Source organism: Streptomyces antarcticus (genome assembly GCF_026627255.1).
GTDB classification, from domain to species: domain Bacteria; phylum Actinomycetota; class Actinomycetes; order Streptomycetales; family Streptomycetaceae; genus Streptomyces; species Streptomyces antarcticus.
The window spans coordinates 23490-49723 of sequence record NZ_JAPNLM010000020.1 but is presented as its reverse complement, the minus strand read 5'-3'; the positions used below and the strand labels follow the sequence as shown (position 1 = coordinate 49723).

The 26234-nt window shown below is 73.5% G+C and carries 22 protein-coding genes; 7 read left to right on the top strand and 15 right to left on the bottom strand.

All coding sequences use genetic code 11. The features are described 5' to 3' along the window. Positions 1 to 29 precede the first annotated feature (29 nt). The 9 genes from OTB16_RS26735 to OTB16_RS26695 all read right to left on the bottom strand — a co-directional run bounded on the left by OTB16_RS26735 (position 30) and on the right by OTB16_RS26695 (position 12190). Positions 30 to 2027, bottom strand: coding sequence for an AMP-binding protein (locus OTB16_RS26735; RefSeq protein ID WP_267723325.1), 1998 nt, complete (start codon positions 2025 to 2027; stop codon positions 30 to 32). Between the two features lie 116 nt (positions 2028 to 2143). Next, a complete protein-coding gene (locus tag OTB16_RS26730) occupies positions 2144 to 3376 on the bottom strand; it encodes an ATP-grasp domain-containing protein (RefSeq protein ID WP_267723324.1) in 1233 nt (410 codons plus the stop codon). After that, a complete protein-coding gene (gene cysK, locus OTB16_RS26725) occupies positions 3373 to 4335 on the bottom strand; it encodes a cysteine synthase A (RefSeq protein WP_267723323.1) in 963 nt (320 codons plus the stop codon). Before cysK ends, OTB16_RS26730 begins: the two co-directional genes overlap by 4 nt. A gap of 74 nt (positions 4336 to 4409) precedes the next feature. Further along, positions 4410 to 5057 (bottom strand): serine O-acetyltransferase EpsC, encoded by a 648-nt coding sequence (gene epsC, locus OTB16_RS26720; RefSeq protein ID WP_267723322.1) that lies wholly within the window; start codon positions 5055 to 5057, stop codon positions 4410 to 4412. Positions 5058 to 5098: 41 nt separating this feature from the next. Then, complete coding sequence (locus tag OTB16_RS26715) at positions 5099 to 6382, bottom strand: ATP-grasp domain-containing protein (RefSeq protein ID WP_267723321.1); 1284 nt, start codon at positions 6380 to 6382, stop codon at positions 5099 to 5101. Continuing rightward, on the bottom strand, positions 6379 to 7632 hold the full coding sequence (locus OTB16_RS26710) for an ATP-grasp domain-containing protein (protein WP_267723320.1): 1254 nt from the start codon (positions 7630 to 7632) through the stop codon (positions 6379 to 6381). Before OTB16_RS26710 ends, OTB16_RS26715 begins: the two co-directional genes overlap by 4 nt. A 269-nt stretch (positions 7633 to 7901) precedes the next feature. Beyond that, positions 7902 to 8825 carry a GNAT family N-acetyltransferase gene (locus OTB16_RS26705; protein ID WP_267723319.1) on the bottom strand — a complete coding sequence of 308 codons (924 nt, stop codon included), beginning with the start codon at positions 8823 to 8825 and terminating at the stop codon, positions 7902 to 7904. Positions 8826 to 8999: 174 nt separating this feature from the next. Next, entirely contained in the window at positions 9000 to 9974 is a 975-nt protein-coding gene (locus tag OTB16_RS26700; RefSeq protein ID WP_267723422.1) for a UDP-glucuronic acid decarboxylase family protein, read from the bottom strand. A gap of 101 nt (positions 9975 to 10075) precedes the next feature. Beyond that, positions 10076 to 12190 carry an HAD-IIIC family phosphatase gene (locus OTB16_RS26695; RefSeq protein ID WP_267723318.1) on the bottom strand — a complete coding sequence of 705 codons (2115 nt, stop codon included), beginning with the start codon at positions 12188 to 12190 and terminating at the stop codon, positions 10076 to 10078. 217 nt (positions 12191 to 12407) lie between these two features. Between OTB16_RS26695 and OTB16_RS26690 the strand changes: the two genes are divergently transcribed. From OTB16_RS26690 to OTB16_RS26665, 6 genes are read left to right on the top strand one after another with little or no spacing between them, the layout of a single operon-like run. Beyond that, on the top strand, positions 12408 to 13673 hold the full coding sequence (locus OTB16_RS26690; protein ID WP_267723317.1) for an aldehyde dehydrogenase family protein: 1266 nt from the start codon (positions 12408 to 12410) through the stop codon (positions 13671 to 13673). After that, positions 13670 to 14347, top strand: coding sequence for a hypothetical protein (locus OTB16_RS26685; RefSeq protein WP_267723316.1), 678 nt, complete (start codon positions 13670 to 13672; stop codon positions 14345 to 14347). Before OTB16_RS26690 ends, OTB16_RS26685 begins: the two co-directional genes overlap by 4 nt. After that, positions 14344 to 16122 carry a thiamine pyrophosphate-binding protein gene (locus OTB16_RS26680; RefSeq protein ID WP_267723315.1) on the top strand — a complete coding sequence of 593 codons (1779 nt, stop codon included), beginning with the start codon at positions 14344 to 14346 and terminating at the stop codon, positions 16120 to 16122. The genes OTB16_RS26685 and OTB16_RS26680 overlap by 4 nt, the downstream gene beginning before the upstream one ends. Continuing rightward, positions 16119 to 17486 carry a class I adenylate-forming enzyme family protein gene (locus tag OTB16_RS26675; RefSeq protein ID WP_267723314.1) on the top strand — a complete coding sequence of 456 codons (1368 nt, stop codon included), beginning with the start codon at positions 16119 to 16121 and terminating at the stop codon, positions 17484 to 17486. The genes OTB16_RS26680 and OTB16_RS26675 overlap by 4 nt, the downstream gene beginning before the upstream one ends. After that, entirely contained in the window at positions 17483 to 18613 is a 1131-nt protein-coding gene (locus OTB16_RS26670) for a beta-ketoacyl synthase N-terminal-like domain-containing protein (protein ID WP_267723313.1), read from the top strand. The genes OTB16_RS26675 and OTB16_RS26670 overlap by 4 nt, the downstream gene beginning before the upstream one ends. 20 nt (positions 18614 to 18633) lie before the next feature. Then, on the top strand, positions 18634 to 19428 hold the full coding sequence (locus tag OTB16_RS26665) for a glycosyltransferase family 2 protein (RefSeq protein ID WP_267723312.1): 795 nt from the start codon (positions 18634 to 18636) through the stop codon (positions 19426 to 19428). 62 nt (positions 19429 to 19490) lie between these two features. Here the strand turns inward: OTB16_RS26665 and OTB16_RS26660 are convergent, their stop codons facing one another. The 4 genes from OTB16_RS26660 to OTB16_RS26645 all read right to left on the bottom strand — a co-directional run bounded on the left by OTB16_RS26660 (position 19491) and on the right by OTB16_RS26645 (position 23170). Further along, a complete protein-coding gene (locus OTB16_RS26660) occupies positions 19491 to 20528 on the bottom strand; it encodes a hypothetical protein (RefSeq protein ID WP_267723311.1) in 1038 nt (345 codons plus the stop codon). Next, on the bottom strand, positions 20525 to 21868 hold the full coding sequence (locus tag OTB16_RS26655) for an MFS transporter (RefSeq protein ID WP_267723310.1): 1344 nt from the start codon (positions 21866 to 21868) through the stop codon (positions 20525 to 20527). Before OTB16_RS26655 ends, OTB16_RS26660 begins: the two co-directional genes overlap by 4 nt. Before the next feature lie 5 nt (positions 21869 to 21873). Continuing rightward, positions 21874 to 22857 (bottom strand): ribonucleotide-diphosphate reductase subunit beta, encoded by a 984-nt coding sequence (locus OTB16_RS26650; RefSeq protein WP_267723309.1) that lies wholly within the window; start codon positions 22855 to 22857, stop codon positions 21874 to 21876. A 127-nt stretch (positions 22858 to 22984) separates the two neighbouring features. Beyond that, positions 22985 to 23170 (bottom strand): hypothetical protein, encoded by a 186-nt coding sequence (locus tag OTB16_RS26645; protein WP_267723308.1) that lies wholly within the window; start codon positions 23168 to 23170, stop codon positions 22985 to 22987. A 277-nt stretch (positions 23171 to 23447) separates the two neighbouring features. Here OTB16_RS26645 and OTB16_RS26640 point away from each other — a divergent pair, with 277 nt between their 5' ends. Further along, the gene (locus OTB16_RS26640) at positions 23448 to 23888 is read left to right on the top strand and encodes an enediyne antibiotic chromoprotein (RefSeq protein WP_267723307.1); all 441 of its coding nucleotides are present in this window, start codon (positions 23448 to 23450) and stop codon (positions 23886 to 23888) included. A gap of 104 nt (positions 23889 to 23992) precedes the next feature. Here OTB16_RS26640 and OTB16_RS26635 read toward each other — a convergent pair whose 3' ends face one another. Together OTB16_RS26635 and OTB16_RS26630 are read right to left on the bottom strand one after the other, a co-directional pair. Beyond that, entirely contained in the window at positions 23993 to 24301 is a 309-nt protein-coding gene (locus OTB16_RS26635; protein WP_267723306.1) for a hypothetical protein, read from the bottom strand. Between the two features lie 70 nt (positions 24302 to 24371). Then, complete coding sequence (locus tag OTB16_RS26630; RefSeq protein WP_267723305.1) at positions 24372 to 26234, bottom strand: NAD(P)H-dependent oxidoreductase; 1863 nt, start codon at positions 26232 to 26234, stop codon at positions 24372 to 24374.

Below are 26234 nucleotides of genomic sequence, written 5' to 3'. Positions count from 1 at the left end.
GGTGCCGCCGGCCGGACCGGATCGACAGGTCAGCGCAGCCGGGCGCGGTCGACCTTGCCCGCCGCGTTGCGCGGCAGACGGCCGGAGACCTCGTGGAAGGTCGCCGGGATGTTCAGCGCGCCGAAATGGCGCCGCAGATGGGCCCGCCACTGAGGGGCGGCACCCAGGGGCAGGCCATCTGTTCCCCGCTTCGGGACGACGTGCACTGCCAGCTGGCGGATCGGTCCAGGCCGGTCCGTCCGCGGGACGACCGCGCATTCGAGGACGGAGTCGTGCGAGGCCAATGAGGCCTCGATCTCCGTCAGTTCGACGCGATTGCCCGAGAGTTTGATCTGGAAGTCCGCGCGCCCGCGGAATTCCAGGGTTCCGTCCGCGAGGCGCCGCGCGAGGTCGCCCGTGCGGTACCAGCCCGCGTCGCCGTCCGGGGTGTCCAGCCGTTCCACCGGCCGGAAGGCCGAGCGGTCGGTGCTGCCGAGATAGCCGGGGGTCACGTAGCGGGAGCGCACGACGACGCCGCCGGTGACGCCGACGGGGCAGGTCAGGTCGTCGCCGTCCAGGACGAGGACCTGGCGGCCGGGGATCGCGCGGCCGATCGGCACCGGCCCCGCGGTCACGTCAGTGACCTCGTGCCAGGTGGCGGCTACGGTCTCGGTGGGTCCGTACAGGTTGAACACCCGGACACTGGGAAGTGCCGTGGTCAGACCCCCGACGAGCTCGGCCCGCAGCGCCTCGCCCATGAGGAGTACGTGGCTCAGGGCACCGAGCCGCTGCCCGGCCGCCGTGTCCGTGATGACCTCCAGCAGGTCCCTGGCGAAGCTCGGCACCGTCTGGATGTGGGTGATCCGGTGCTCGGCCAGCCATGGCACGAGCGCGTCCGGGTTGGTGCGCACGGCGTCGGAAACGGGGAAGAGCGTGCCGCCCGCGACGAGCGTGGCGCAGACCTCGGCCAGCGCGGGGTCGTGCTCGGGGGAGACCCATTGAGCCACCCGGGCCCCCGGGCCCATGCCGAACTGCCGCCCCATCCAGTGCGCGAACTGCGCGAGCGCATCGTGGCACTGCGGGATGCCCTTGGGGGTTCCGGTCGATCCGGACGTGAAGGCGACGTACGCGCCGTCCCGCGGTCCGATGGCGGGCGTCTGCCCGATCCCCGCCGGATCCGCAGGCCCACCGGCGTCCAGGACGCGACCTCCGAGTTCCGTGCGGTACCAGCTGACGAGGTCGTCGCCGTCCGTGGCTCCATCGGTGACCATGCACACGGGGCGCAGCACATCGAGCATCGCGCGGCCGCGTTCACCCGCGGGACCCGGGGCGAGCCAGAGCAGCCGTGCACCGGATGCCAGGACGCCGAGCAGCGCCGCTACGCGCCTGGCTCCCGGAGCCATCCGGACGGCCACCGCGTCACCCGGGGCCACACCGGCCGCCACGAGCGCGCCGGCGAGGCGGGAGCCCAGGGCGTCGAGTTCGGCGTAGTCGGTCGTCTCCCCGGCCCAGACGACGGCGGGGCCGGCCGTGACGGCGTGGCGCGCCGCCAGCACGTGCACGGGCAGGCCGTCGTATCCGGGCGCGGGGAGCGGCTCAGCCGCGGCCGCGGCCGGCTCGGTCCGGAGCTGACGGAGTACTCCGTCAGCCGCGCACGACTGCGATACGGATCCGAGCAGGCGGCGGAAGCTTTGTTCGTCGGGCATCTGATCCACGGCGACGAGCAGCACGTACTCGGTGGCGGTGAGCCGGGCCACGGACAGGCGTGCCTGCGGGTGCGGTGCCCGGGCGGCTTCCTCGGCCGCCCAGCGGTCGCACAGCTGCGCGGCAAGGGCACCCGGGTCCGTCACCGGAACCGAACTCAGGTCGATGAAGCACACCGGGCGCACATCCCCGGCCCCGTGCCGGAGCACCGCCGCACGCCAGGCCGCCCGCAGCGAGGGAAGGTCGAGGGAGCCGGTGAGGCGGAAGGCGGCGTGCCGGGGGAACAGACGGGTGCCCTCCTCAGGCGTGCCTGTCCGGCCAGCGGTCTCTACTTCGATTTCCACACGCACATTGTTGGTTCGGATGCCAACGCGTACTTCTCCTGGAATGCGGAGATGGCGAAAAGAACCAGTGTGGGGCGATTCGGCGGGGAGGGCTGGCGTGACTTCGCCATGTCCGGTCAGCCGATGTCGAGGCCCTCCTTGAACCAGCTCTCCGCGGTGCGGATGCGGGCCTCGGTCTCGGCGCGGTCCGCGCCCGTGATCACGAAGGCGGCGAGGAAGTCACCGGAGTGCGCGGCGTCCTGGACCGTCTGCCCGGCCTCGGCGTACGTCGTGTACTTGACCACGCCCTCGGGGAGCGCCGCCGGGTCCGGCAGCGCGCGCAGGACGCCGGGGCGCTTGGTGAACAGCAGCTGGCCGGCGATGCGCGAGGGATCGCGCCGCCCTTCGAACTCCACCGGCAGGCCCAGCTGCCGGCGTACCGGAAACTCCATCGGGTCGAAGCCGAACAGGGCGCGCTGCACGTCCCGCACCCCGGCCCCGCCGGCCCGCGAGGCGGCCTCGCACAGCACCAGCTCGCCGTCGCCGGTGACGAACACCTCGATGTGGAAGGCGAAGTGGTCGGGCCCGCCGAAGGCGGCCAGCACCTGCTCGCCGAACGCGGCCAGCCGCCGCGCCAGCGGATCCGCGGTGTCCAGCGCGATGTCCACCCGCCCGCCCCGGTCCCGGAAGTTCGCCAGCGCGTACATGTACTGGGAGGGCCACAGCGTGGCGATCTCACCGTCCAGCACCGTGCCGTCGACGTGGCACATCGAGCCGTCGACGTAGGCCTCGGCCAGCCACTCGGGTTCGCCGTCCGGCCCGGCCAGTTCCGTCCGGTCGCGCCAGTCGGCCAGTTCCCCGGCCGTACGCAGGATGGAGACGCCCACGGAGAGCACGCCGCTGCGCGGCTTGACGACGACCGGCAGTCCGAGGCGGTCCGCGAACCGGTCCAGGTCGGCTGCTGTGCGCAGCAGGACGTGGTCGGCGACCGCGATCCCGGCCCGCACGGCCGCCTGCTTCATCTCCCACTTGTCGCGGTAGACGACGGCGCTGTCGGGCCGCTGCCCTGCCAGGCCGAACCGCTCGCGCAGCCGGGCCGCCCGCAGGATGTCGAACTCCTGGCAGGCCACGACGTCCGTGACGCCGAACTCCTCGACGAGCTCCGCCGCCCGCTCCAGGACGCGCCGGCTCGTGTCGTAGTCCGCCAGCGCCTCCGCGTGCAGGTACGGCGCCTCGACGGGCAGTTCCTCGCCGAACAGGTCCAGCTGCTCGGCCGACGCCAGCAGGACGATCTTCTCGTGGTGGTCGGCGAGCCACTGCTCGTACGGGTTGGCGCGCAGCGAGCCGCGGTGCAGGACGAGCGTGGTCATGACGGGGTCCCTTCGTTGAAGATGCTTACGTACCGCTCGCCGGTGTCCGGCAGGATCGTGACGATGGTCTTTCCGGCGTACTCGGGCCGCCGGGCCAGGAGGGTGGCGCCGTAGACGGCCGCTCCGGAGGAGATGCCCGCGAAGATGCCCTGCTCGCGGGTGAGCGTCCGGGCCGTGGCCAGCGCGGCCTCGTCCGGGCAGGTGAGGATCCTGTCGATGAGGCCGACGTCGGTGGTCGGGGCGACGAAGCCGCCGTTCAGGCCGGGGATGCGGTGGGTGCCGGCGTAGCCGCGGGAGAGCACCGGCGAGTTCTCCGGTTCGACGGCGACGACCTCCAGGTCCGGGTTGTGTTCGCGCAGGTAGCGGCCGGCTCCCGTGAGGGTGCCGCCGGTGCCGACACCCGCGACGAGCACGTCGACGCGGCCGTCGGTGTCGGCCCAGATCTCCGGCCCGGTCCCCTCGTAGTGGGCCCGTACGTTGTCGTCGTTCTCGTGCTGGCGGACGTACCAGGACCCGGGCGTGGCGGCCTGGATCTCCTCGGCCTTGGCGATGGCCCCGGCGAACCGCTCGGCACTGGGGGTCAGTACGATCTCGGCGCCGAGCGTCGTCAGCAGGCCGATCCGCTCGGGCGTCGCGCTGTCGGGCAGGACGACGACGCAGCGGTAGCCGCGGACGGAGCACATCGCGGCGAGCGCGATACCGGTGTTGCCCGAGGTGGACTCCACGACGGTGCCGCCGGGCAGCAGGTCACCGCGCTGCTCGGCGCCCCGCAGCATGCTCAGGGCGGCGCGGTCCTTGCTGCTGGCGAACGGGTTCGCGGACTCCAGCTTGGCCAGCACCTCGGTCCCGTGGGCGGCGTCCGTCACGGCGAGGCGCACCAGGGGTGTACCGCCGATGAGTTCTTCGAGGCGGTCGGCGACCCGGCGCCGCGGCGGGGCGATGGCGATGGCGGTGGTCATGGAAGGAAGGTCTCCAGGGAAGGGGAACGGGGGCGGGCAGGCCGGGGGAGCGGCCGGGGCGGCCGCCCCGGCGCTCACCACGAGCCGGCCGAGGCGAGCAGGCGCACGGGATCCAGGGCGGTGGCGGCTTCCGGCGCGGCGGGCGGCGCGCCGTCCGGGACGGCGGCCGGGGACGGGCCGTCCCGTACGACGGAACGGGGCGCGTAGACCCGCGCGCCCGGTCCGATGTCCTCGGTGACGGTCGCCATGGCACCGATCAGTGCCCGGTCGCCGATCGTGACGGGCCCGAGAACGGTGGCGTTGGCCCCGAGGATCACTCCGTTGCCGATGGCGGGGTGGCGCCGCTCGCCCGCCGGGCGGGCGTTGTCGGACCACCAGCCCACCGCGCCCAGCGTCACCTGCTGGTAGATCGTCACGTCGTCGCCGACCGTGGCGGTCTGGCCGACGACCACGGACGTGCCGTGGTCGATGAAGACGCGGCGGCCCAGTACGGCGCCGGGGTGGATCTCGACGCCCGTGCGGCGCCGCGAGAAACGCGCCAGTGTACGGGCGGCGGTCGGCATCCTGCCGTGGTAGAGCCGGTGGGCGACACGGTGCGCCCACACGGCGGACAGCCCCGAGTGCCCCAGCGCCTCCCAGCGGCTGGTGACGGACGGGTCCTGTGAGACGACGACGTCCAGGTCCTCGCGCAGCAGGTGCAGCAGTGGCGTCGGTGAAGACATGACGGTCAACTCCTCGGTTGGGACGGCGGGCCCGCCGTGGCTCAGGCGGCCACGGGCTCCGCTGCGGCCTGCGCCGCCGGTTGCGGCACGGGCTCGACGTCGATGCGGATGCCGGACCGTGTCAGCTGTTCGCACAGCTCGACGGCGCTGTCGGTGTCGGCGGCGCGTACGACCACGGAGCCGAGCCGGTCCCAGTTGTCGCGCAGCGGCCGGACGGTGTCGCCGGGCTTCACGGAGACCTGCGCGGCGAGCACGTCGGGCCGCGCCGCGACGTCCTCGACACCCGAGACGGCGGTGACGGTGCCGGGGCCGCGCAGGACCGCGCGCATGGCGGCGCCGGCCCGCGCGGCGGGGGCGCCGGCCAGTGGTTCGACCAGGCCCAGCGGCCAGGCGGCCCCGTAGGCGATCATGTCGATGCCGTAGGCGGCCTCGACGAGTTCGACGATGTGGTCACCGCCGAGCCGGTTGTGGGACTCGATGACGACGGGGCCGCGGCCGCTGAGCCGGATCTCGGTGTGGCTGGGGCCGTCCGTGACGCCCATGGCGGTCAGGAACGCCTCGACGGCGCCCGTGAGCCGCTCGCGGTCGGCGTCGGCGAGGCGGGCCGGAACGGCGTGGCCGAGCTCCGCGAAGTGCGCCTCGTCGACGAGCTTCTCGGTGACGGCGACGACGACGTGGCGGCCGGCGAAGCTGAGCGCCTCGACGCTGAACTCCGGGCCGTCGATGTAGGACTCCATCAGGAACCCGTCGACGGTGAACATGGTCGAGCCGCGGTCGGTGCGCCCGCCGTTCAGTTCCTGGACGCGCGCCCACACCCGGTCGAGGTCGGCCGGGCCCTCGGCGCGGATCAGGCCGAAACCGGCGGTCGTGGAGACCGGCTTGAGGATGAAGGGGTAGCCGGCCCGCTCGCCGAAGGCGTCCAGGCAGGCGCGGTCCGAGACCAGGCCGGCGTGCGGGACGGGCAGCCCCGCCTCCGCGAGGTGGCGGCGCATCAGCCACTTGTCGCGCATCCGGCGGCTGACCTCGTAGCGGTGGCCGTCGGAGAGGCCGAACAGGTCGCTGAGCCGGGCGGCCGGGTTCAGGCCCGGCTCGGTGAGGGAGACGACGGCGTCGACGCCGTAGACGGCGCGGGCGGCCTCGGCGAACGGCCGTACGGTGTCCCACTCGGTGTAGTCGACGACGACCAGCACGTCGGCGGTCCTCGTCTGGAAGTCGGTGACCTTGTCGGGGTGCTGGATCAGGATGACCTTCGCCCCGAGCGCGGCGAAGCGCTCCAGGTGGGCGTCGACGCCGCCGATCAGCAGGACGGTCTTGGCGGTGCTCAAAGGAGGGCTCCAATCGGTGCGGCCGTGACGCTCTCGCGGACGTCGGCCCGCAGCAGGGCGCGTGCGCGGGCGATGCGCTCGGTGGCCTCCGCCGGCGATTGCGCGTCCACGACCACATAGCCGTGACGGGTGAACGAGTCGCTGGTGCGCGGCAGTTCGTCCCCCGGCGCGAAGGGGAAGTGCAGCTGGTGGACGTAGGGCAGGGCACGGATCGCGCCGAGCCCGGTGACCGACTCCAGCCGGCCGGGAGTAAGGAAGAAGAAGCCGATGGCCGCGGTGTGCTTCGGCCGGGGCGGCCGGACGGGCGCCCCGGCGAGCGTCCGGAAGATCTCGGCCTCGATGTCGAAGTCGGTGGCGGTCTCGATGAGCAGCGGGATGCGGTCACCGCCCAGCCGGGTCTGCGACTCGACGATCCTCGGCCCGCCGGCCGTGAGGATCACCTCGGTGTGCGCGGGCCCGAAGGTGTAGCCGGCCAGGTCGAGCAGGCCGGTGACGACCGCCCGGATCGCGCTCGCGTCGGAGGGGTCCAGCTGCGCCGGGTGGATGTGCGAGGTCTCCACGAAACCGGGCGCGCCGGTGGTCTGCTTCGCGGTGATGCCGATGACGTGGTGCGTCCCGCCGGCGCTGAGGGTCTCGACGCTGAACTCGGGCCCTTTTAGGTACTCCTCCACGAGGAAGGGCCCCGCCAGGCCGCTGCTCTCGACGCGGGCGCTCCATTCCTGGAGGTCGGCGCCGTCGCGGATCAGGGCGACCCCGCGGCTTCCGGAAGCGTGGGAGGGCTTGACCACGACCGGCAGCGGCAGCCGGCCCGCGACCGCCGCGACCTCCTCGGCGGTGGCGGCCGGCTCGGCCCGTACGACGGACAGCCCGGACTCGGCGAGCAGGGCGCGCATGGCGGCCTTGTCGTTGAGCCGGTGGACGGCGCCGGCCGAATTGGGGGACAGGCCCAGCGCCTCGGCTGCGGCGACGGCCGGCCCCATGCTCTCCTCGGAGCCCAGGTGCAGGACCGTTTCGATGGCGTGGGCGCGCACGGTCCCGGCGATGAGGTCGCGCAGCCCCTGCTCGTCGGAGAAGTCGGTCAGCAGCAGCTCCCTGGCGTGCTCGGCGACCTCGTCGAGATAGGCCCGGTCGCGCAGCGACGGGTCCCAGATCGCCCAGACCTCGAAGCCCGCCTCGGCGGCCTTGCGGACGAACTGGCTGTACGGCATCACCATGAGCAGCCGCTTCCTCGGCACGCCGGTGTACACCATGGCGGACAACTCCCTCTCGTACGGGGGTGGGTGGTCCGGCCGCGCGGGGCTGCCGGAGTGGTGGCGCTGGTGGTGCCGGTCGGCAGGGGAACACCCGGGACTTCACGAAGAAGCAGCGAGGGCCTGCCGGTGGCTCCCTGAAAAAGAGGTGGGTCGGTATCGTTCCCGGGGATGAGTGGGGGAGGACGGGACCCGGGTCGGGAGTCCTGTACTCGCACTCACACGGACAGCGGTCCGGCGACCTGGGGGGCGCCGGTACACGGCCGGGATCAGGCGGTCTGCTTGAAGTACTGGGAGACGGCGCGTTCGCCCTGGATGGCGAGGATGCGGCGCAGCCCTTCGTGATCGCGGATCTCCGCCGTGTCCATGGCCATCAGTGCTCGGGCACTGCCCAGCGCACGCAGCTCCGCGAGGACGGCGGTCACCAGGGCCAGCCCGATGCCCAGACCCCGCGACGCCGGGGCGACGCCCATCTCTATGACACGGCCTTCGCCGCCGCCCTCCTGCGCGAGGACATATCCGGCCGGACGGCCGGCCAGCTCCAGCACCAGGGCGACGCCGCCGGCCGCGCCCAACTGCTCCAGCATGGCGCGGAAGTGCTCCAGGCTCTCGGTCTTGGGGCCCTTCGAACGGTTGCGCAGGTGCAGCGCGTGCATGACTTCCGCATCCGAGGCCCAGCCGGCCGTACGGATGCGCCCGTTCCCGGGCAGGACCGGAGGCAGCGGAGCGGCGCGCAGGTCGATGTCGTACTGGCCGAAGGTCGCGCTGCGCACGAATCCGTCCTGCTCCAGGACGCGCGGGACCACGGTGTCTCCGCTGAGCACACCCCCGACGCTGACGGAGTAGTAGGTGTCCTGCTCCTCGCCGAGTTCGTCGGCCCGGTTCAGGAGGCGGTGCAGGAGGGCGCGGGCGGCCGCGTCGCCGTGCTCGCCCGGCAGCACCGTGAGCGCACAGTCGGCCGTGCCGCCTCCGCGTACGGTCAGCGCCGCCCAGGCCACCACCTCGTCCGCGGCATCGGTCAGGCACCAGCTGTTGTCCCGGTAACCGGGGATCCCGGTTTCGAGCAGGATGTCCTCGCGGCTGCATGTGGACGCGCCGGTGATGGTCTCCTCGTAGCTGCGGACGAAGCGGACCAGGCTGTCCAGCGGGACGTCGGTCGGGTTCTTCAGAGTGAGGTGCTCGGGCAGGGTCATGGTCTCCTCGTGCCCCCTTTCGGTGGGTCGGGTTCCCGGCGGGTCGGGCCGGGTGGCCGGGTCGGGTGGCCGGGTCGGTCAGGGTGATCGGTGATCGGTGATCGGTGATCGGTAGCGCGGGCGGTCGGTGCTCCGCGGTCGGTGGCGTGGCCTACGGGTCAGGCGGGGGGCCGGTCAGGCGGCCAGGGCGGAAGCCGCCTCCTCGTGGTCAGCGGGCAGGCCCGTGTCGGCGGCGCTGTCGCGGAACCAGGCAACGGTGCGGCGCAGGCCGTCCTCCAGGGACGTCCGTGGCACCCAGCCCAGCTCCTCGCGGGCGGCGGTGATGTCGGGGCGCCGCTGCTGAGGGTCGTCCTGCGGCCTGGGGACCAGCGTGAGTTCGCTGGCCGAACCGCACAGGTCGCTTACGGTCAAGGCGAGTTCGCGCATGGTCACCTCGACGGGGTTGCCGAGGTTGACGGGCCCGGCGTGGCCGGAGTCGAGAGCCCGCCGGAGCCCGTCGACCAGGTCGTCGACATAGCACATCGAGCGGGTCTGGCCGCCGTCGCCGGTGACCGTCAGCGGCTCGCCGGCCAGCGCCTGGGTGACGAAGGCGGGCACCGCGCGGCCGTCGTCAGCGCGCATCCGGGGCCCGTACGTGTTGAAGATGCGGACGATGGTCGTCCGTACGCCGTGGGTGCGGTGGTAGGCCATGGTGATCGCCTCGCCGAACCGCTTCGCCTCGTCGTAGACGGACCGGGGGCCCACCGGGTTGACGTTGCCCCAGTAGCTCTCGGGCTGGGGGTGCACCTGCGGGCTGCCGTACACCTCGGACGTGGAGGTCAGCAGGAAGCGGGCGCCGTCGCGGCGGGCGAGTTCGAGGGCGTTGCGGGTGCCGTATGAGCCGACGAGCAGCGTCTCGACCGGGAGCCGCAGGTAGTCGGCGGGGGAGGCGGGCGACGCGAGGTGATAGACCGCGTCGACGCGTCCGGGCACGTTGAGGCCCTCGGTGACGTCCTGCAGCGAGAAACGGAATCCCGGGTGATCCAGCAGGTGGGCGATGTTCTCGGCGCGCCCGGTCGAGAAGTTGTCCACGCAGACGACCCTGTGGCCCTCGGCCAGCAGCCGCTCGCACAGATGCGATCCCACGAAGCCGGCGCCGCCGGTAACCACTGCTCGCACGGTGTCCCCCTGTCATTGCTGAATTCGCTGTATCTACTGGGCCTGCTGAAACTGTCGACCGGGTCCGGTTGCAGGGCCCCCGTCCGCCGGGCCTAGGGCCCCGCGCTGACCGTGAGGGGCAGGCCGTCCAGGTCCGGCAGCCGGTCGCCGGCGGCCAGGACGTACCGGCCCGCCGCGGTGTCCGCAGTGAAGCCGGCGTCCAGGAACAGGTCCCGGGCCGGGGTGTTGCGGTCCGTCGCGACGATGTGGCCGCGGATCCCCGCGAGGCTCCGGCCGCCGCCGGCACCGTCCCGGAGCGCCGCCGTGAGGAACGGCACGGCGATGTCGAGTCCGATGACGCGGCAGCTGAGGGCGAAGGCCGTCACGGTGCCGTCCTGCACCAGGCAGGCGCCGGTCATGCCGTAGTCGGCGAACCGGTCCGAGGCGAAGGCCACGTGCAGCCGGGTGTCCGGGGCGGCCAGCGTGCGCCGCAGCTCCTCGGGTGTCGTCCGCCAGGCCGTCGTCGTGAACTGGTTCGTCCGGTTGAACAGTTCGCAGACGCGCGCCAGGTGCCGCTCGCCGCCCCGCTCCACGCGCAGCCCGATCTCCAGGGAGCGCAGGAAGCCGTCGCGGTCCATCGTGGCGCCGAGGTCCTGGCGCCGCAGCATGGCGCGGGTGGTGTCGGTGCGCCGGGCAGCCTCCTGCGTCCGCGGGCCCGACTCCAGCGCGGGGCTGGACAGCAGCAGATCGCGGAAGGTGTGCACCGGTCCCTCGGCGACGTGCAGTCCGGGCAGGGCCGCGGCCACCTCCGCGCGTTCGACCGGGTTGTCGTCGAGGAAGAGGACCTGTTCGGGGGCGAAGCCGAGGCGGGCGCAGATGTCGGCGATACCGGCCGACTTGGCCTGCCAGTTGATCCGGTGGAGCACGAAGTCGTCGGGGCCGAGCAGCTGACGGGCGCCGCCGTGGCCCTCCCAGGCGCCGAGCGTCGCGCGGGCGTCGCCCTTGCTGGACGTGGCCAGCAGCACGCCGCGGCTCTTGAGCACCGACAGGGCCTGGTGCAGTCCCACGTGCACCCAGCGGCTGGTGGCGTCGCCGTCGAGCCAGTCGAAACCGTCGTCGGCGGCGATGCCGGGCCACAGCGTCCCGTCGAGGTCGGTGACGACCAGCTTGATCCGGCCTGCGCCGCGGTGGATGCGGTGGCAGGCCAGGTACTCGGTGGCCAGGGCGTGGCCGAGCGCGGGCAGCTGGTGGGGCCGCTCGTCGGACGGGTCGAGGGATCCGCCGTGGTGGCCGGAGGGGAAGACGAGGTCGTCGAAGAGGGCCGCGGCGCCGTGCCGGGCGACCAGGCGCTCCTCGTCGACCACCATCAGGTGCGGGTGGCGCCGTACGCAGTGGTCGATGTGCGCGTTCAGCTCGGCGACGATGCGCCGGAAGCCGAACTCCTCGGCGAAGTCGAAGCGTCCGAACGGCGACAGCGCGGGCGGCCCGAAGTTGTGGACCAGACCCAGCCTGCCCTCGAGGGCGTCGGCGAGCGCCGTGATGCTGACCGAGAGGGCGCTCTTCATCAGCGTCAGGGACTGCTCGCGCTCACCGTCGTCACGGGTGTGCGCGCCGTCCCACAGGGCCGACAGGAACGGCTGGACACCGGCCTGGTACACCGTCACGTCGGGGCGTACCCGCGCCACCGCCCGCGACATGTCCCGGACGGAGCCGGGCCAGAGGTGCTCGGTGCGCACATCCAGGCCCTGCTCACGGCCCAGCGCGAGGAGGGGCTCCTCGGTGAACTGGGTGACGCAGCCGCCCAGCAGGAGGTAGGTGACGGCTTCCGGGGCCTCGGAGCCGTGGCGCGCGGACGGGGCGGTCAGGCGCTGCGGCAGGCCGTAGCGGGTGGTGGGCCAGGAGCCGGTCCGGCCCGTCAGGGAACTGCGGGCCGCCTCGGGACGGTCGGCGAGCAGGGTGCGCAGCGCCTCCTCCTCGTCGGCACCGGCGGGCACCACCAGATTCCGGTCGACCAGCGCCCGCAGGACGTCCGCGGCCGCGGCCGGGTCGGGAGCCACGGCGGCGAACCCGGCGGCCGAGAAGGCGGCGCCGCGCAGCGCGCGCACGGGCTGCGCCCACTCGCCGTCGAGCACGAGGCGCTGCATGTGCGGACCGTTCGCGAGCAGAACTCCCGTATCCAGATCCACCGCGGAAAGGAATGCACTGAAACGGAATTCATCGATCGTCATGGCATCTCCTTTCCGGTGCTCGGCCGGGCGGCTCCCGAGGTGTCGTGCTTTCATTTCGAATGCTACGTGCCACCCGGGCGCCTACGTTCTCCGAGAATGCTCACTCCGCGCCTCCCGGCGGCCCCGAAGAGAGCACGCCGTGAGATGCGGGGACGGGTCCGAACGGGGCACGCTCGGCTGGGCCCGAGGTCACGGGCACGGGCAAGGGGGTACACGCATGCACAGCGGCGTCATCGATGAAGGGCTGGACACGGCATTCCTGAATGGCGGGGTACTGCGGCTTCCGCATGCCCCGGAGCCGTCTCCCGCCGGAGTGGAACGCGCCGTTCCCGGTCTTGTGGACGCACTCCTGGAGAACCGGGAAGAGCTGCTTTCCGTCCTCACCCGGGTCGCCACCCGGCAGGCCGCCGGCGATGAATTCTTCCGGTCCCTGCGCGCCCTCTCCGGAGCTCCTTGGGAGTTGATGCGCAATTCTCCCGGACGGCTCGGAAGGCTCGCCGCATTCCTGCCGTCGAACAACCTGCTCTATTCGTACGTCCTCTTCGGCGTCATTCCCTCGCTGTACACCGACGAGGTCCGGCTGCGGCCCTCGGCCAGGGTGGCGCCCGCCGCCATGGCCGTCCACGAGATCCTCGGCCCGCGGGTGCGCGCGCTCGGCGGACGCTTCGAGATGGCGCCCGTCTCGCAGAAGGAGTTCCTCGCCGACTGCGCGCGCTCCGACGCCGTCGTCTTCACCGGCCAGCCCGACAACGCCGTGACGGTCGCGGCGCAGATGCCGCACGACGCCCTGTTCCTGAGCTTCGGTTCCGGTCCCAACCCGCTGGTCGTCGGCCCGGAGGCCGACCTCGACGCGGCCTGCCGCAGCGTGCTCGCCGCCCGCCTCTACAACTCGGGCCAGGACTGTCTGTGCACCGACGTCGTCTTCGTGCACCGCTCCGTCGCCCGTGACCTCGTCGGCCGCCTCGCGGACGCCCTGTCGGCCGTGCGCGTCGGTGACCGGCGCGACCCGGACACCCTGGTCGCACCGCTGGTCTATCCCGACGCGGTGGAGGGTGCGGCTGAGTTCCTCGCCGGACACCAGGAGTTCGTCGTACGGGGCGGCGGCGTGGACGTCGACCGGGCCCTCGTCCAGCCCTCGCTGCTGCACCTCCCCTGGCAGGAGTCCTTCCACCCGCCGGAGTTCTTCTCCCCGGTGGTGCTCACCATGGAGTACGACCACCCCCGCCAGATCGAGCAGTGGCTGCACTCGCCCGAGGAAGACGTCCGCGGCATGTACCTCCAGGTGTTCGGCGAGCCGAGCCTGCAGGGCCCGCGCATCGGGACCAGCGTGGTCAGCGCCGAGCGGATCACCTTCGACGTGGAGGACGGCAACCGGCCCTTCGGCGGCCACGGCCTCCAGGCCGGCAGTGTCCGCGTGGGCGGCACCGTCGCGGCGCGCCCCCTGCTGCTCTCGGCAGAGGCCGCCCGCCGGGCCCGGTCGTGACCACCGTCCTCGACCCGCCCGTGGCGTACGGGCGGGCGGCGGGCGACGCCCCCGCCGCACCCGCCACCGGGGTCCGCCGCCTCGCGGCGGACCCCGATGCCGTTGACGCGGTGTGCGCCGCGCTGTCCGCCCTGTACGTCGTCGACGGCCCGGTATCACCCGTGATCCTGGCCGCCACCGACTACTGCGTGCACGCCGCCGACCAGTTCGCCGCCCGCTGTGCGGACCCGGACCGGCGGCTGCGGCCCGCCGACTCCGTCGCCCTCGAACCTTCAGTCCTGCTAAGGGAGTTCACCGTGGGCACCGGCTGGCAGGGGCCCGCCTACGCGCTCGGAGATCCGGCCGGAGACGGCGTCTCGGCCCTGCGCTTCGCCGACGGCCTCGTCGTCTCCGGCCGGGCCGCCGGCGCATATGTGTGCGAGGTGCTGCGCCGCAGGGACACCGGGGTGTTCTGGGCCGTCGCCACCCGGCTGCGCCCCGCGGGCACCGGCCTGCCCCGCACCGGCCTGCCCCGCACCCCCGAGGTCCGGCCCGCGGGCCTGGACGAGGCCACCTGGGAGCGCAGCGCGATCGTGCGGGAGTACCGGCGCCGCGCCGGGACGGACCGCCCGGTGCGCGCCGGCCGCACCCCCGCGTCCTCCACCATCGACCAGCACGCCGAGGAGCAGCAGTGACCACCGAGAACCACGTCCGGAACCTCTGGAACCTCGTCGCCGAAACCCTCGCGGACGCGGGGTGCGACAGCGTCTTCGGCCTGCCCTCCGACGAGCCCGGCCTGATGGACGCGGCCGCCGGGCAACCGCGGCTGCGCGTCGTGGGCGTCCGCGACCAGCGCGTCGGCGCCTGTGCCGCGGTCGGGCACGCTGCGGTGACCGGCCGCCCGGCGGTGCTCGCCGTCAACTCCGGCCCCAGCTTCGCCAACACCCTGACCGGACTGCTGGAGGCGTCCTCGCTGGGCGCACCCCTCGTCGTCGTCACCACGCGGGTGCCGCTCGCCGGGATCGGCCGCGGCGGCTTCCAGTACACCGACCAGGCCGCCATGGCCGGCCCGCTGGCCAAGTGGACCTTCCTGGTGGAGAGTCCGGCACAGCTGACCTGGGCACTGCGGCGGGCCGTCCACCTCGCCGTGAACGGCGGCCCGGGCGTGGTCCTGGTGGAGATCGCCGACGAGGTGCTGCGCGCCCCGGCCCCCGAAAGGCTGCCCGCCGGCCCGGTGCCACGCCTGCGCGGCGCGGCGGACGCCGGGGACGTCGACCGCGCGGCCCGCCTGCTCGCCGGCGCGCGGCTGCCGGTCATCGTCGCGGGCGGCGGTTGCAAACCCTCGGGCGCCGGCCCGGCCGTGCGCCGCCTCGCCGAGGCGCTCGGCAGCCCCGTGTTCACCACCGCCGCCGGCCGCGGCACCCTCGACGAGGAACACCCTCTGGCCTGCGGCCTGGTGGGTCTGTACACCACGCCGCCCGCGGACTCGCTGCTGGCGGCGGCCGACGTGGTGCTGGTCGTCGGATCCCGGCTGGAGGAGACGGCCAGGATGGGCTGGGACAGCCTCCCGGGCAAGAAGCTCATCCACATCGACGTCGACCCGGGCGTCTTCCTGACCGCTCTGGAGCCCGAGGTCGCCCTGCTCGGCGACGCCGCCACCGTGGCCGTCCAGCTCACCGAGGCCCTGTCCGGCGCTCCCGCCGACCCGGAGGCGGCAGCCCGGCGCAGGGCCGAGGCGGCCGCCGTACGGGCCGCACTGCACGCCTTGTACGGGGCGTCCGGCGCGGACGGCGCAGGTGACACCCCGCTCACCGTGCCGGCCGCACTGCGCCTGCTCCAGGAGTCCGTCGCGCGCGAGGCCACCCTGGTCCAGGAGAACGGCCTGCACGACATGTGGGGCTACCACTACCCGGTCGTGTCCGTGAGTGACCGGGCCAAGGTCATCACCCCGGGCGAGCAGACCATGGTCGGCTTCGGCCTGCCCGCCGCGCTGGGCGCCGCGCTCGCCGACCCCACCCGCCGTACCGTCCTGGTCTGCGGCGACGGGGCCTTCGAGATGAGTCTGGCCGCCCTGCCGACGGCCGCCGAGCAGCGGATCGGCCTCACCGCCCTGGTCTTGGACAACGGCGGGTACGGCTGGCCGCGGTTCGTCCGCGCCGACGAGGGCGCCCCCGACACGCTCACCCGTTTCACGGCCCCCTCGCACGCCGAGGCCGCCGTGCGCGCCGTCGGCGGCTGGAGTGCCCGCTGCGCCACCGAGGGCGAACTCGCCGCCGCTCTCGAGACGGCGGCCAAGGTCACCGCCGAGGGCCGCACCGCCGTGATCACCGTGCCCGTTCGCGACGAGGACGTCCCGGTGGGCGTACGCGGCCTGTTCGACGGCCACGGTGCCGCCGGCAGCCCCGCCGCCGAGGGGCCTTCCGCCGGCGAAGGTCATGCCGCCGGCGCGCCCGACGGGGTGGCGGCATGACCGGGCCCGCCGTGCCGGGCCCGCCGCGCCTGACCGTCGACGGCGAGCGCATCTCTCCCGCGCACCTGGCCCGCCTCGTCTCCCGCACCACGCGCGAGCTCGCCGCCGCCGGGGCCCGGCCGGGCGCCGGTGTGTCGCTGGCCTGCGACCACCCGCTGACTGCTGTCGCCGCCGCCCTCGCGGCCACCGCGACCGGTGCCCCCCTGCTGCTCGACGGCTCCGCGCCGGTACGCCGGATCGCCCCCGCGGCCGTCGTCACCACCACCGCGGGCGGCGAGCCCGTCGTCACCCGGGCAGCCGGGCAGCCGCTGGAACTGCCCGCGCACACCGCGGCCGTCTTCTGGACCTCCGGCAGCTCGGGCGACCCCAAGGCCGTCGCGGTCTCCCGCGCCGCCCTCGACCACCAGGGCACGGCCACCGCCGCCCGGATGCGGGTGAGCGGCGACGACGGCCTGTTGCTGCCCCTGCCGCTGCGCCACGCCTACGGGTTCAGCGTGCTGCAGGTCTGGCACACCACCGGCGCGCAGCTCTTCGCCGAATCCGCTTTCCACCAGAGGCGTGTCCTGCGGCTCCTGGACCAGGAACGGATCACTTCGCTGGACGGCGTCCCCACCATGTACCGGATGCTGGCCGCCGAAGCCGCCAAGGACCCCGCCGCCGCCCGGCTGCTGGGCGACCTGCGTATCCGCGGCTGCGGCGGCGACGTCCTGACACCCGCCCTGTACGACGACTTCCACGCGGCCGTCGGCGCCCCCCTGCACGACGGCTACGGGCTGAGCGAAGCAGGCCCCAACGTCGCGCTGAACGCCCCCGGCGACGTACACCGGGGCACCGTCGGACGGCTCCTGGACGGCGTCCGTGCCCGGCGTGCCGGCCCGGCCGGGGAGATCCAGATCAGCAGTCCCTCCCTCATGCTCGGCTACCTGGACCCGGACACCGGGGCCCTGTCCACCACGCCCTTCACCGAGGACGGATGGCTGCGCACCGGCGACAGCGGATCCGTTTCGCCCGACGGGCTGCTCAGCATCACAGGCCGCATCAAGGAGGTTCTCGTCGTGCACGGGGAGACGGTGGCGCCCACCGTGGTCGAGGACGCGGTCAGGGCCGCCGACGGCGTTCTCGACGCGGCGGTGGTCGGGATCCGCCGCGGCGATCGCGGCGACGCCGTCTGGGCGTTCGTGGAGAGCGCGGACCACGACCGGGCGGCGGTGGCAGGACGGGTGGCCGCCGCATGCCGGCGCATGCTGCCCCCGCACGTACGGCCGCGCACGGTCCGCGTCGTGTCCGCGCTGCCCCGCACCGGCAGCGGCAAACACGACCGGGTCCGGCTGCGGGCCTGGGCGGCACAGGAGCAGGCGGCATGACAGCGGTCGCGCTGGCGGGCACCGGTCTGGTCACCGCGCTGGGCAACGGGCCGCACGCCTTCTGGGACGGCCTGCTGCGCGGGACCCGGGCCTTCGGCGAACTCACCGCCTTCGAGGGTGAGTTCCGCAGCCGTACGGTAGCCGCGGTGCCCGCCTCGGCGTGCCGGGCCGCGCCCGGCCGGCGTAAGGAGGCCATGGCACTCGCGGCCGCAGGGCAGGCCCTGCACGCGGCGAGCCTGCCCCGGCTGCCGGACGGCTCCCTCGTCGTTCTCGTTTCCCAGGCCCCCCGCAGCGCCGCCGGGGCCGACGGCGACTTCACCGGACCCGCCCCCGAGAAACTGCTCGCCGCCCTCGGCAGCTCAGTGGACAGGGTCAGCGTCGTCCACCTCTCACACGCCTGCGCCTCCGCCGCGTTCGGCGCGTCCTTCGCCCGGGACTGGCTGGTCAGCGGCCTGAGCGACACCGCCCTGGTGGTGGGTGCCAGCGCCCTGAACCCGTACGAGTACGCCAGCATGGACGTCGTCAGGACGCTCAGCCCCGGCGGGGCCCGGCCGCTGGACGGCGTGCGCGACGGCATCACCGTGGGCGAGGGCGGCGGTGCCTTCGTCCTGGAGACCGAAGCCCGTGCCCGCGGCCGCGGCCACCGACCGCAGGCCTGGCTGACCGGCGCCGCCTGCCTGGTCGACAGCACCCAGGCGGTCGCCTCGGAACGGGCCGCCATCTCGGCCTGCATGCAGAGCGCGCTCCAGGACGCGGGCGTCGGGCGGATCGACTACGTCCACGCCCATGCCACCGGTACCGCGCAGGGTGACGCCGCCGAGGCCGAAGCCGTCGGCGAACTGGCCCGTGCGCTGGGCCCGCGCCCGGTACCCCTCAGCTCCCACAAGGGAGCCGTCGGCCACTTGCTGCACGCCTCTGCCTTCCCCGCCGTCGTGGCGGCCGTCGGCTTCCTGCGCGAGGCACGGCTGCCCGGTACACCCGGTCTGCGCGAGCCACTGGAGACACCCGACGGCGTGCTGGTGGTACGCAAGCCCACCACGGTGGCGCGGGCGGAGCACGTCCTGGTCAACAGCTTCGGCTTCAGCGGAAACAACGCCTCTCTCGTCCTGTCGGCCGCCGGCCGGTGAGCAGCTCACAAGGAGTTCCCATGTCCCGTCCCCTGGTCACCGTCGTCACCCCGACCAAGGGCCGCCCCGAGGTCCTGGTGGAGCGGGCCCTCAGCTCCGTGGCCCGCTCCGAGGGGGTGCGCGTGCAGCACGTCGTCCTCGGCGACGACTGCCCCTTCCTGCGCGAGGAGGCCAATCGCCGGGAGCTCGCGGAGCGGTTCCCGCACGCCGAGTTCGTGCACGTGGCGCCCGAGGACCACCCCGCCGACGCCTCCGACTACCTGCCGGCCCGGTTGTCGCGGCTGCGCAACGCCGGGATCGCCCGGGCCCGAGGGGCCTACGTCGCCCATCTCGACGACGACAACGCCTACACCCCCGGCCACCTGCGCAGCCTGGTCGACGCACTGGACGCCGAGCCGGGCGCGGGCGTCGCGTACAGCTGGCGCCGGCTGCGCACCGCGGACGGCGTCCCGTTCGTGCCCGACGGCGAGGACCCCTGGCACCCGATCCCGGCCCGGCGGGCGGACTCGTACGACTCGCTGCGCCGCCATGGCGTCTTCGTACCGGGGTCGGACGTGGTGCGCGACGCGATGCGCGTCGTGGACGGGAAGCTGCTGAGCCGGGTCGACACCAACGAGCTGATGCTGCGCCGGGACGTGCACGCGCGGATCCCGTTCCCGACCGAGTACTCCCTGTGGCAGCGGGTGCTGGAGACGACTGAGGACATGGCGCTGTGCCAGACGCTGCTGGAGCAGGGCGTCGCCTCGGTGTGCACCGGGAAGGTCACCGTCGACTACTACATGGGCGGGTTCTCCAACGCGGCGGCGATCGCCTGACCCGCCGACCGACCCGCCGCCGGGTGCGGTCGTGGCCGGCTGTCCGCCGGACCGGGGGCCGGTCAGCAGAGGCCGGCCAGGCCATCGACCACGCGCGTCTCCACCGTGTGCAGCTCGCGCACCCGCCGTCGGCACAGTTCCAGGGTCTCCGCGCTCCAGGAGCCGGCGAGCAGGAACACGGCCCGGGCGAGGTCGAGCACCGCGTCGGAGGAACGCCCCAGCAGTCCGGCGGTGTCCGCTGCCAGCGCCGCCGTCCGGGCCCCCCGCGAGCGCAGCAGGGCGTCGTCGGCGAGCACCCGGGCGAGCAGGTGGCGGTCGCCCGAGACGTGGCGCTGCAGCGGGCCCGACACACGCGTCCGGAGCAGGCTGCGGCGCTCGCCCGCCTCCGCGAGCTCCTCGATCACCCCGGGCAGGTCCAGCAGCCCGGCGAGCCCGGCCTGCGCCTCCACGGGTTCGGTCATCTGCCGCACGGAACGCTCCAGCAGCCGGCCGAGCTCGCTCTCCCAGTCGGCCTGCGGCTCGTGAGCGTCCCAGACCAGGACCGGGGCCCCGGCCATCCCCGCGCGCAGTTCCGCGAGCCCGATCGTGCCCCGGTTGTCCTCGAAGCCCGAGCCCTTACGGGTGTTGCGGTCCGCGACGAAAGCCCTGCCGGCCTCCAGACGGTGCACGAGGAGGGTGTGCGGGTAGCCGAAGAACGGGATCCGGTAGTACTCGGAGTGGCGCATCCCCGACAGCTCGGGGGAGACGGGCACCGCGTGCCCGCGCGCCAGTTCGCGGCGTACGAGGTCCAGTGCCGTGTCCGGGCGGTCCGGATCGTCGGGAGAGGTCTCCCAGCGGGCGGTGACGCCCCGCTGGAAGCGCGGGGCGTGGTAGTCGGTGTCCTGGCCGCCGTAAAGGGTCAGCAGCTCGCCCGTCGGAGTGCGTTCGACGACGAAGTTCAGCGGCTGCGCCAGCGCGCGGGCGGTGTCGCGCACGCCTGCGGCGTACAGGGAGTCGCGCAGGCAGTGCAGCCAGCAGGAGAGGCGGGGGTACGCGATGTCCTCGACGGCGTTGAGCTCGGTGCCCAGATAGGGGAAACCCGCCGCCGAAGCGGGCATCACGAGGCCACGGCTCCGGCTGTTGCGGTTGCGGGGACGGCCGGCTTCTCGGGGACCAGCCGGCTGACGAGCAGCAGCACGGGCACGGCCATCGCCAGGCCGACGAGGGCGGCGGACCAGGCGATCCCGCCCACGCCCACGAGCAGCCCGCCGGCCACGGTGCCCGCGACGAGGAAGACGTCGGAGAGCGGGACGAGCGTGGCGTAGTACTTGCCCGTCAGCTGGGCCGGGAGCCGCTTCTGCACCTCGGCGAAGTACACGACCGACGCGATGGACTCGAAGACGCCGGCGACGAACAGCAGGGCCAGCGCGAGGATCCAGTTGCCGGTCCAGATCAGCGCGATCCAGCAGACACCCTCCAGGGCGTTGCCGAGGATGTACACCCAGCCCTGGTTCCAGCCCCGGAAACGGGACGTGATCAGCGCGCCGCAGGCACCGCCGAGTCCCATCGCGGCGAGGAGGTAGCCGAGCATGGCGGGGACGGACGCGAACTCCTCCAGGGAGTAGGCGGCGAGGAAGGTCCGCCCCAGGCCCAGGGCGACCATGTACGTGAAGGCGGTCAGGGTCAGCGAGGACAGCCGCCCGTCGTCCCTGACCATGCGGACCAGCTCGCGGGCGCCGCCCGCCATGGCGCCGGCCCAGGCGGCGAGCCAGCGGACCGGGGCCGGTGCGCGCAGGCCGCCTGCCGTCGCGGTCGTGGGCGCCGTCGCGCGCCCGGAAGCGGAGGGCGCCGCGTCGGCCAGCGGGAGCCGCAGGAGGAGCGCGGCCGCGGCGACGGCGGTGGCCGCCTCGGCGCAGAACAGCCATCCGATGCCGAGTCCGGCGGCGATGGGCCCGGCGAGGGCGGGGCCGATCAGCTTCGGTATCCGCTCGGCCGTCACGATCAGGCCGTTCCCCTCCAGTTCACTGCCGTCGGGGATCACCCGGGGACGCAGCGCCATCGTCGCGGGGAAACTGAACATGTAGCCGACGCCGATGGCCAGGGCCAGCAGCTGGATCTGCCACATCGCGGTGGTCAGCGGGAAGAGCGCCACGACCAGGCCGCTGCCGAGGGCGGCGAGCATCGCCACGCGGCGCGGGTCGTAGCGGTCGACGATCTGGCCGACGACGGCGCCCAGCAGGATGTTCGGCAGGAACCGGGCCGCGAGGGTGAAGCCGACCTCCAGGCCCAGGCCGTAACGCTGCATCACCAGCAGGGGCAGGCCCACCGTCGTCATGGCGGAGCCGATCTCCAGGATGAAGAGCGAGCCGACCAGGCGTAGCGCTCCGGGGCTGCGCAGCAGGCGTGCGAAGCTGCCGCCGGTCTCCTGGGAGGCCGTGCTCCCGGCCGTGTGGTTCGCCATGTTCCCTACCTGTTCTGGGCGGTGGCCGCTGCGGATGCGTGCAGGGCGGCCTCCTGAGCCGCCCGGCACCTGCCGAGCACGTGCTCGGCGAAGTCGTGTGGGAGGTCGAGTTGGCGCAGCCGCACGGCGATGGTGGTCAGCAGGTCGTTCGCGGACCGGGCCGCCGCCGCGGCGGCGTGTTCCGATGGGGCGGCGGGGGCGACGCCGATGACGGCCGCGAGCGGCATGCCGGTCTCGATCATGTCATTGATCGCCTCGGAGAACCCTTCGCGGGCACCCCGGCGCAGTGCGTGCAGACCGAAGCTGACGTGCCGCGACTCGTCGCGCGTCATCGCGGTGAAGCCCGCCCGCAGACCGGGCAGCAGGGGGATGCGCTGGAGGCTGCGGACCAGGCCGCGCTGGCCGTGCAGGGCCAGGACGCCCTCGGTGACGAGGTGGAAGAAGGTGATGGCGCGCAGCCATTGCGCGTAGTCGTGCGGGGAGCGGGCCAAGTCGCGCAGGACCGCGTTCTCCAGGGTGTGCACCGCCCTGTGCGCGGGGCTCAGACCGGCCCAGGAGGTGATGAGCTGACCGCGCAGGGAGTCGGTCATGCCGAGGAGTTCCTCGGCGACCCGGCTGACGAACACCGTGTGCCGCGACTCGTCGGCGGCCTGTGTCCCCAGGTAGACGAGGTAGTCCTCATCGGGACAGGCGGCGAGGATCGGGCTCATCAGGTCGAGTCCGGTGTACTCCCCGACCAGGAAGCTCTTGATGAAGTACTCGAGGCCGCCGCGGGTGCCGGGGCTCAGCAGGGTGTCCCAGTGCCGCCGGTCGCGTTCGAGATCGATGTCGGAGGCCAGCCAGTGCTGGCGTTCCCAGCGCCGGTAGAGATCGCGGGGGGTGAACCGCCGCTCCAGCGTGTCGCCGGCGCCCCCGAGCAGGGCGTCCGCGTCCAGGAGTGCGAGCTCGTCGAGGTCCGCCTCGTCGAACAGCAGCGTGGTCCAGCGCATCGCGTGGCCCCTTTCCCCCTCGTACCGGCCTGGCTGCGGGGTACTTCCCCCCGCACGACCGCCGGCCGACCCGCGAGGGAACACCTCGCGGGGCCGGCCGGCCGGATCGCTGCGTGAGTCGGCAGACTCACATCACCTTGCCGCCCATGAGGGACTCGATCTCGGTGGCGACACCGGCGAAGAGGTCCGAGTCGGACTCCTTGATGCCCTCGAGCCACGACTCGAACGCCACGGCGTCGTCGGTGCTCGGAGCGGCGGAGCCGGTCTCGGCGACGATGCGCTCCTGGATCTCCGTGCTGAGTGCAGTAGCCATGTGTTCCGCACTCCTTTCTGTGTAGAGCGGGCGGAGCCCGCACTGGTAACAGAGGCCCGTACGCGCCTCCGCCTGCAGGGATCGTTTCAAGGGCCGGATGGCCGCGCATCTTCTGAACTGCTCTTGCGTGACCGCACATTGTCCGCCATCTGGCTCGAATGAGTGGGTTGCTTGGAGCAACCTGGAAGATGCGCGGCCATTTTCATGATGCGTAATGTCGATCTTGTAAATACGGAACGGGAACAGCCAGTTCCTCTTTGGTCTTTGGAGTAATGGGATGACTGTCAAGAACAAGCTCGGTCTGATCGCTCGTGTCGGAGCCACCGCGGCCCTCGCCACCGGGCTCGCGGTGGCCTTCCAGCCCGCCGCCATGGCGGCCGCGCCGGTGGTCACGGTGACGCCCGCCACCGGCCTCACGGACGGTGCGACGGTGGCCGTGACGGGTACCGGCCTCACCCCGGGCGCGATCTACCACGTGGCGCAGTGTGAACTCGTCACGGCCGGGTCGTACGGCTGTGACCCGGCCAGCGTGGTGAACATCGCGGCCGACGCCCAGGGCAAGCTGACCACGCAGATCACGGTGCACGCCTCCTTCGCCGCCGTCGAGGGCGCGGAGGGCACCCCGGCCGGCACGGTCGACTGCAAGGTCAGCGCCTGTCAGGTGGGCCTGGGCGATGACGCCGGTGTCGGCGGCGGCCAGCAGATCACCTTCAAGTAGCCGCACCGCGCGCACGGCGTACCGCTGACGCGGTATGACTACGGCCCGGCCCCGGCTCCCTGGAGGGGAGACGGGGCCGGGCCGTAGCCGTGCCTCGTGCGGTGTCAGCCGGTGACGAGGGACCCCCTCGTCACCGAGGCCACCGTCTCCGGCTCGAAGTTGACGGCGCTGGTCCAGCCGCCGATGGCCAGCCGGAACCACACGGAGCTGGTGATCACACCGTCCGTGTGCTCGCCCTCGACGACCTCGTCGCCGAGCGACCACCCCTCGCCCTCGTAGCCGACGGAGGCGTCCGGCAGCAGCAGCCGGATGACCGGGCTGGCCAGCGACGGGCCCGAACGGACGTTGCTGTCGCGCCATACCGGGCCGAGCAGGCTCCGTCCGGCGTGGAACGTCCCGTGGCGCTGAGGCATGTTCGTGTTTCCCTTCCTGCGTGGCGTGCGGTCATCGCGGAACCGCTCCGCGATCCGGTGCCCGGCGGCATCATGCGGCAGCGCGGACGAGCGCCGGCCGGGCGGCGGCGCGCGCACTGCTCATCCACATCACCTGGGACACCATCTGCGCGAGCCGCTCGCCCTCGGGGGAGAGCGGCTCGTCCGTGGCCGGCAGCGGCGGAACCTGGGCCACGGCCACGCCCACCGGCGTCGGCCAGCCCCGCAGCGCGTGACCGATGGTGCGCAGCGTGGTCAGGGTCGAGACCGCGCCCTGGGCTCCCGCTCCGACCGCGACGGTCCCGATCGCCCGGCCGTCGAGATAGGGGAGCGGCCCGTCGAGGTCGTTGACGAGGTCCAGGGCGTTCTTCAGGAGGCCGGAGATCGTGGCGTGGTAGGTCGGGGACACCAGGACGACACCGTCGGCCCGGCGTAGCTCCTCCAGGAACTGGGCCGCCCCCTCGTGTACCGCCCCGAGGCCCGGACGGTAGGCCGGGAAGTCGATCTCCGAGCCGGTGAAGACGCGTACGGTCGCTCCTTGCTCGGCGCACAGCCGGGCGCACCATTCGGCCACCCGGTCCGACGTCGATCCGGTGCGGAGCGAGCCGCTGACCAGAACTACGTGTGGGGTTCGCATGATTGCGGCACTCTCCTTGGTCTGTACGGCTGATCCGGCCGTGGGCCTGGGCGGTTGGGTGCGCTCGTGGGGCTGTGCCCTGGGCCGCCAGCCGACGACGGCGGCGAGGTCGGAGTCCTTGCGGCCGGCGGACTTCATACGGGCGTTGCGCCGTGACTCGGCCGCCTCGCCCGCTCCCTGGTCGACGGAGCCCTGCCGACGCGACTGGAGGACGACGGCGGCGGCCCGCTCCATGCGCTCGCGCGCGTAGGCTTCCAGGGCCGCGGGGACGGTGACGGCGGACGACGCGGACGCGGAGCCGGTGGACACGGCGGACGCCAAGGCCTCCGCGAGGACGGCCGCGTCCTCCAGCGCCATGTTGGCGCCCTGGCCGAGCGCCGGCACCATCGGGTGCGCGGCGTCGCCCAGGAGGGCGACCCGGCCGTCGGTCCAGCGGGGCGCGGGGTCACGGTCGTGGATGTCGGTGACGACGATGTCGGCGGTGTCGGCGTCCCGGACGAGGGCGACGACCGGCTCGTACCAGCCCTCCAGCGCCTCGGTCAGGGCGCGCTGCGCGGCCTGCGGTCCCATGGCGGGCCAGACCCCCGGCGGCGAGGTGATCTTCGCGGTCCAGTAGAGGGTGTCCCCGCCGACCGGCGCGATGAACAGCTGGATGCCGCGCCCGTTGACCACATGGCCCCGCTGCCCGAGCACCGAGCCGGTGGTGCGGCCGCGCACCGAGGTGTACCCCCGGTACTGCGGCGGCCCGTCGTCGAGCATCCGCCGGCGCACCGCCGAGTTGATGCCGTCGGCGCCGACCAGCGCCTCGCAGACCAGCGTGCTGCCGTCGTCGAGGTGGACGGCGACGTGGTCCTCGTGCGCGGTGTAGTCCTCGACCGTGGTGGCCAGCCGCACGGCCGCCCCGGCGGCGAGGGCCTCGTCGAGCAGCGCCCGGTGCAGGGACCGGCGCAGTACGGGGATCTGCGGGGCGCCGAGCTCCCGGCCGGCGGCGCCGATCGGCTCCTCGGCGAGGACCGTGCCCGACGCGTCCATCAGGATCCGCACCTCGTCGTCGGCGGTGACGTGGCCCGCGGCCCGGATCCGGGCGCCGACGCGCCCCCCGAGCGCGTCGGCCGCGCGCACCCCGTTGGGATAGAGCACCAGGCCGGAGCCCCCGGAGTCGATCCGGCCCGCGCGTTCGACCACCGTGACGTCCAGCCCGCGGGCAGCCAGGGCGCCGGCCGCGGCCAGCCCCCCGATGCCCCCGCCCGCGATGACGACCGACTTCTTCATGACCAT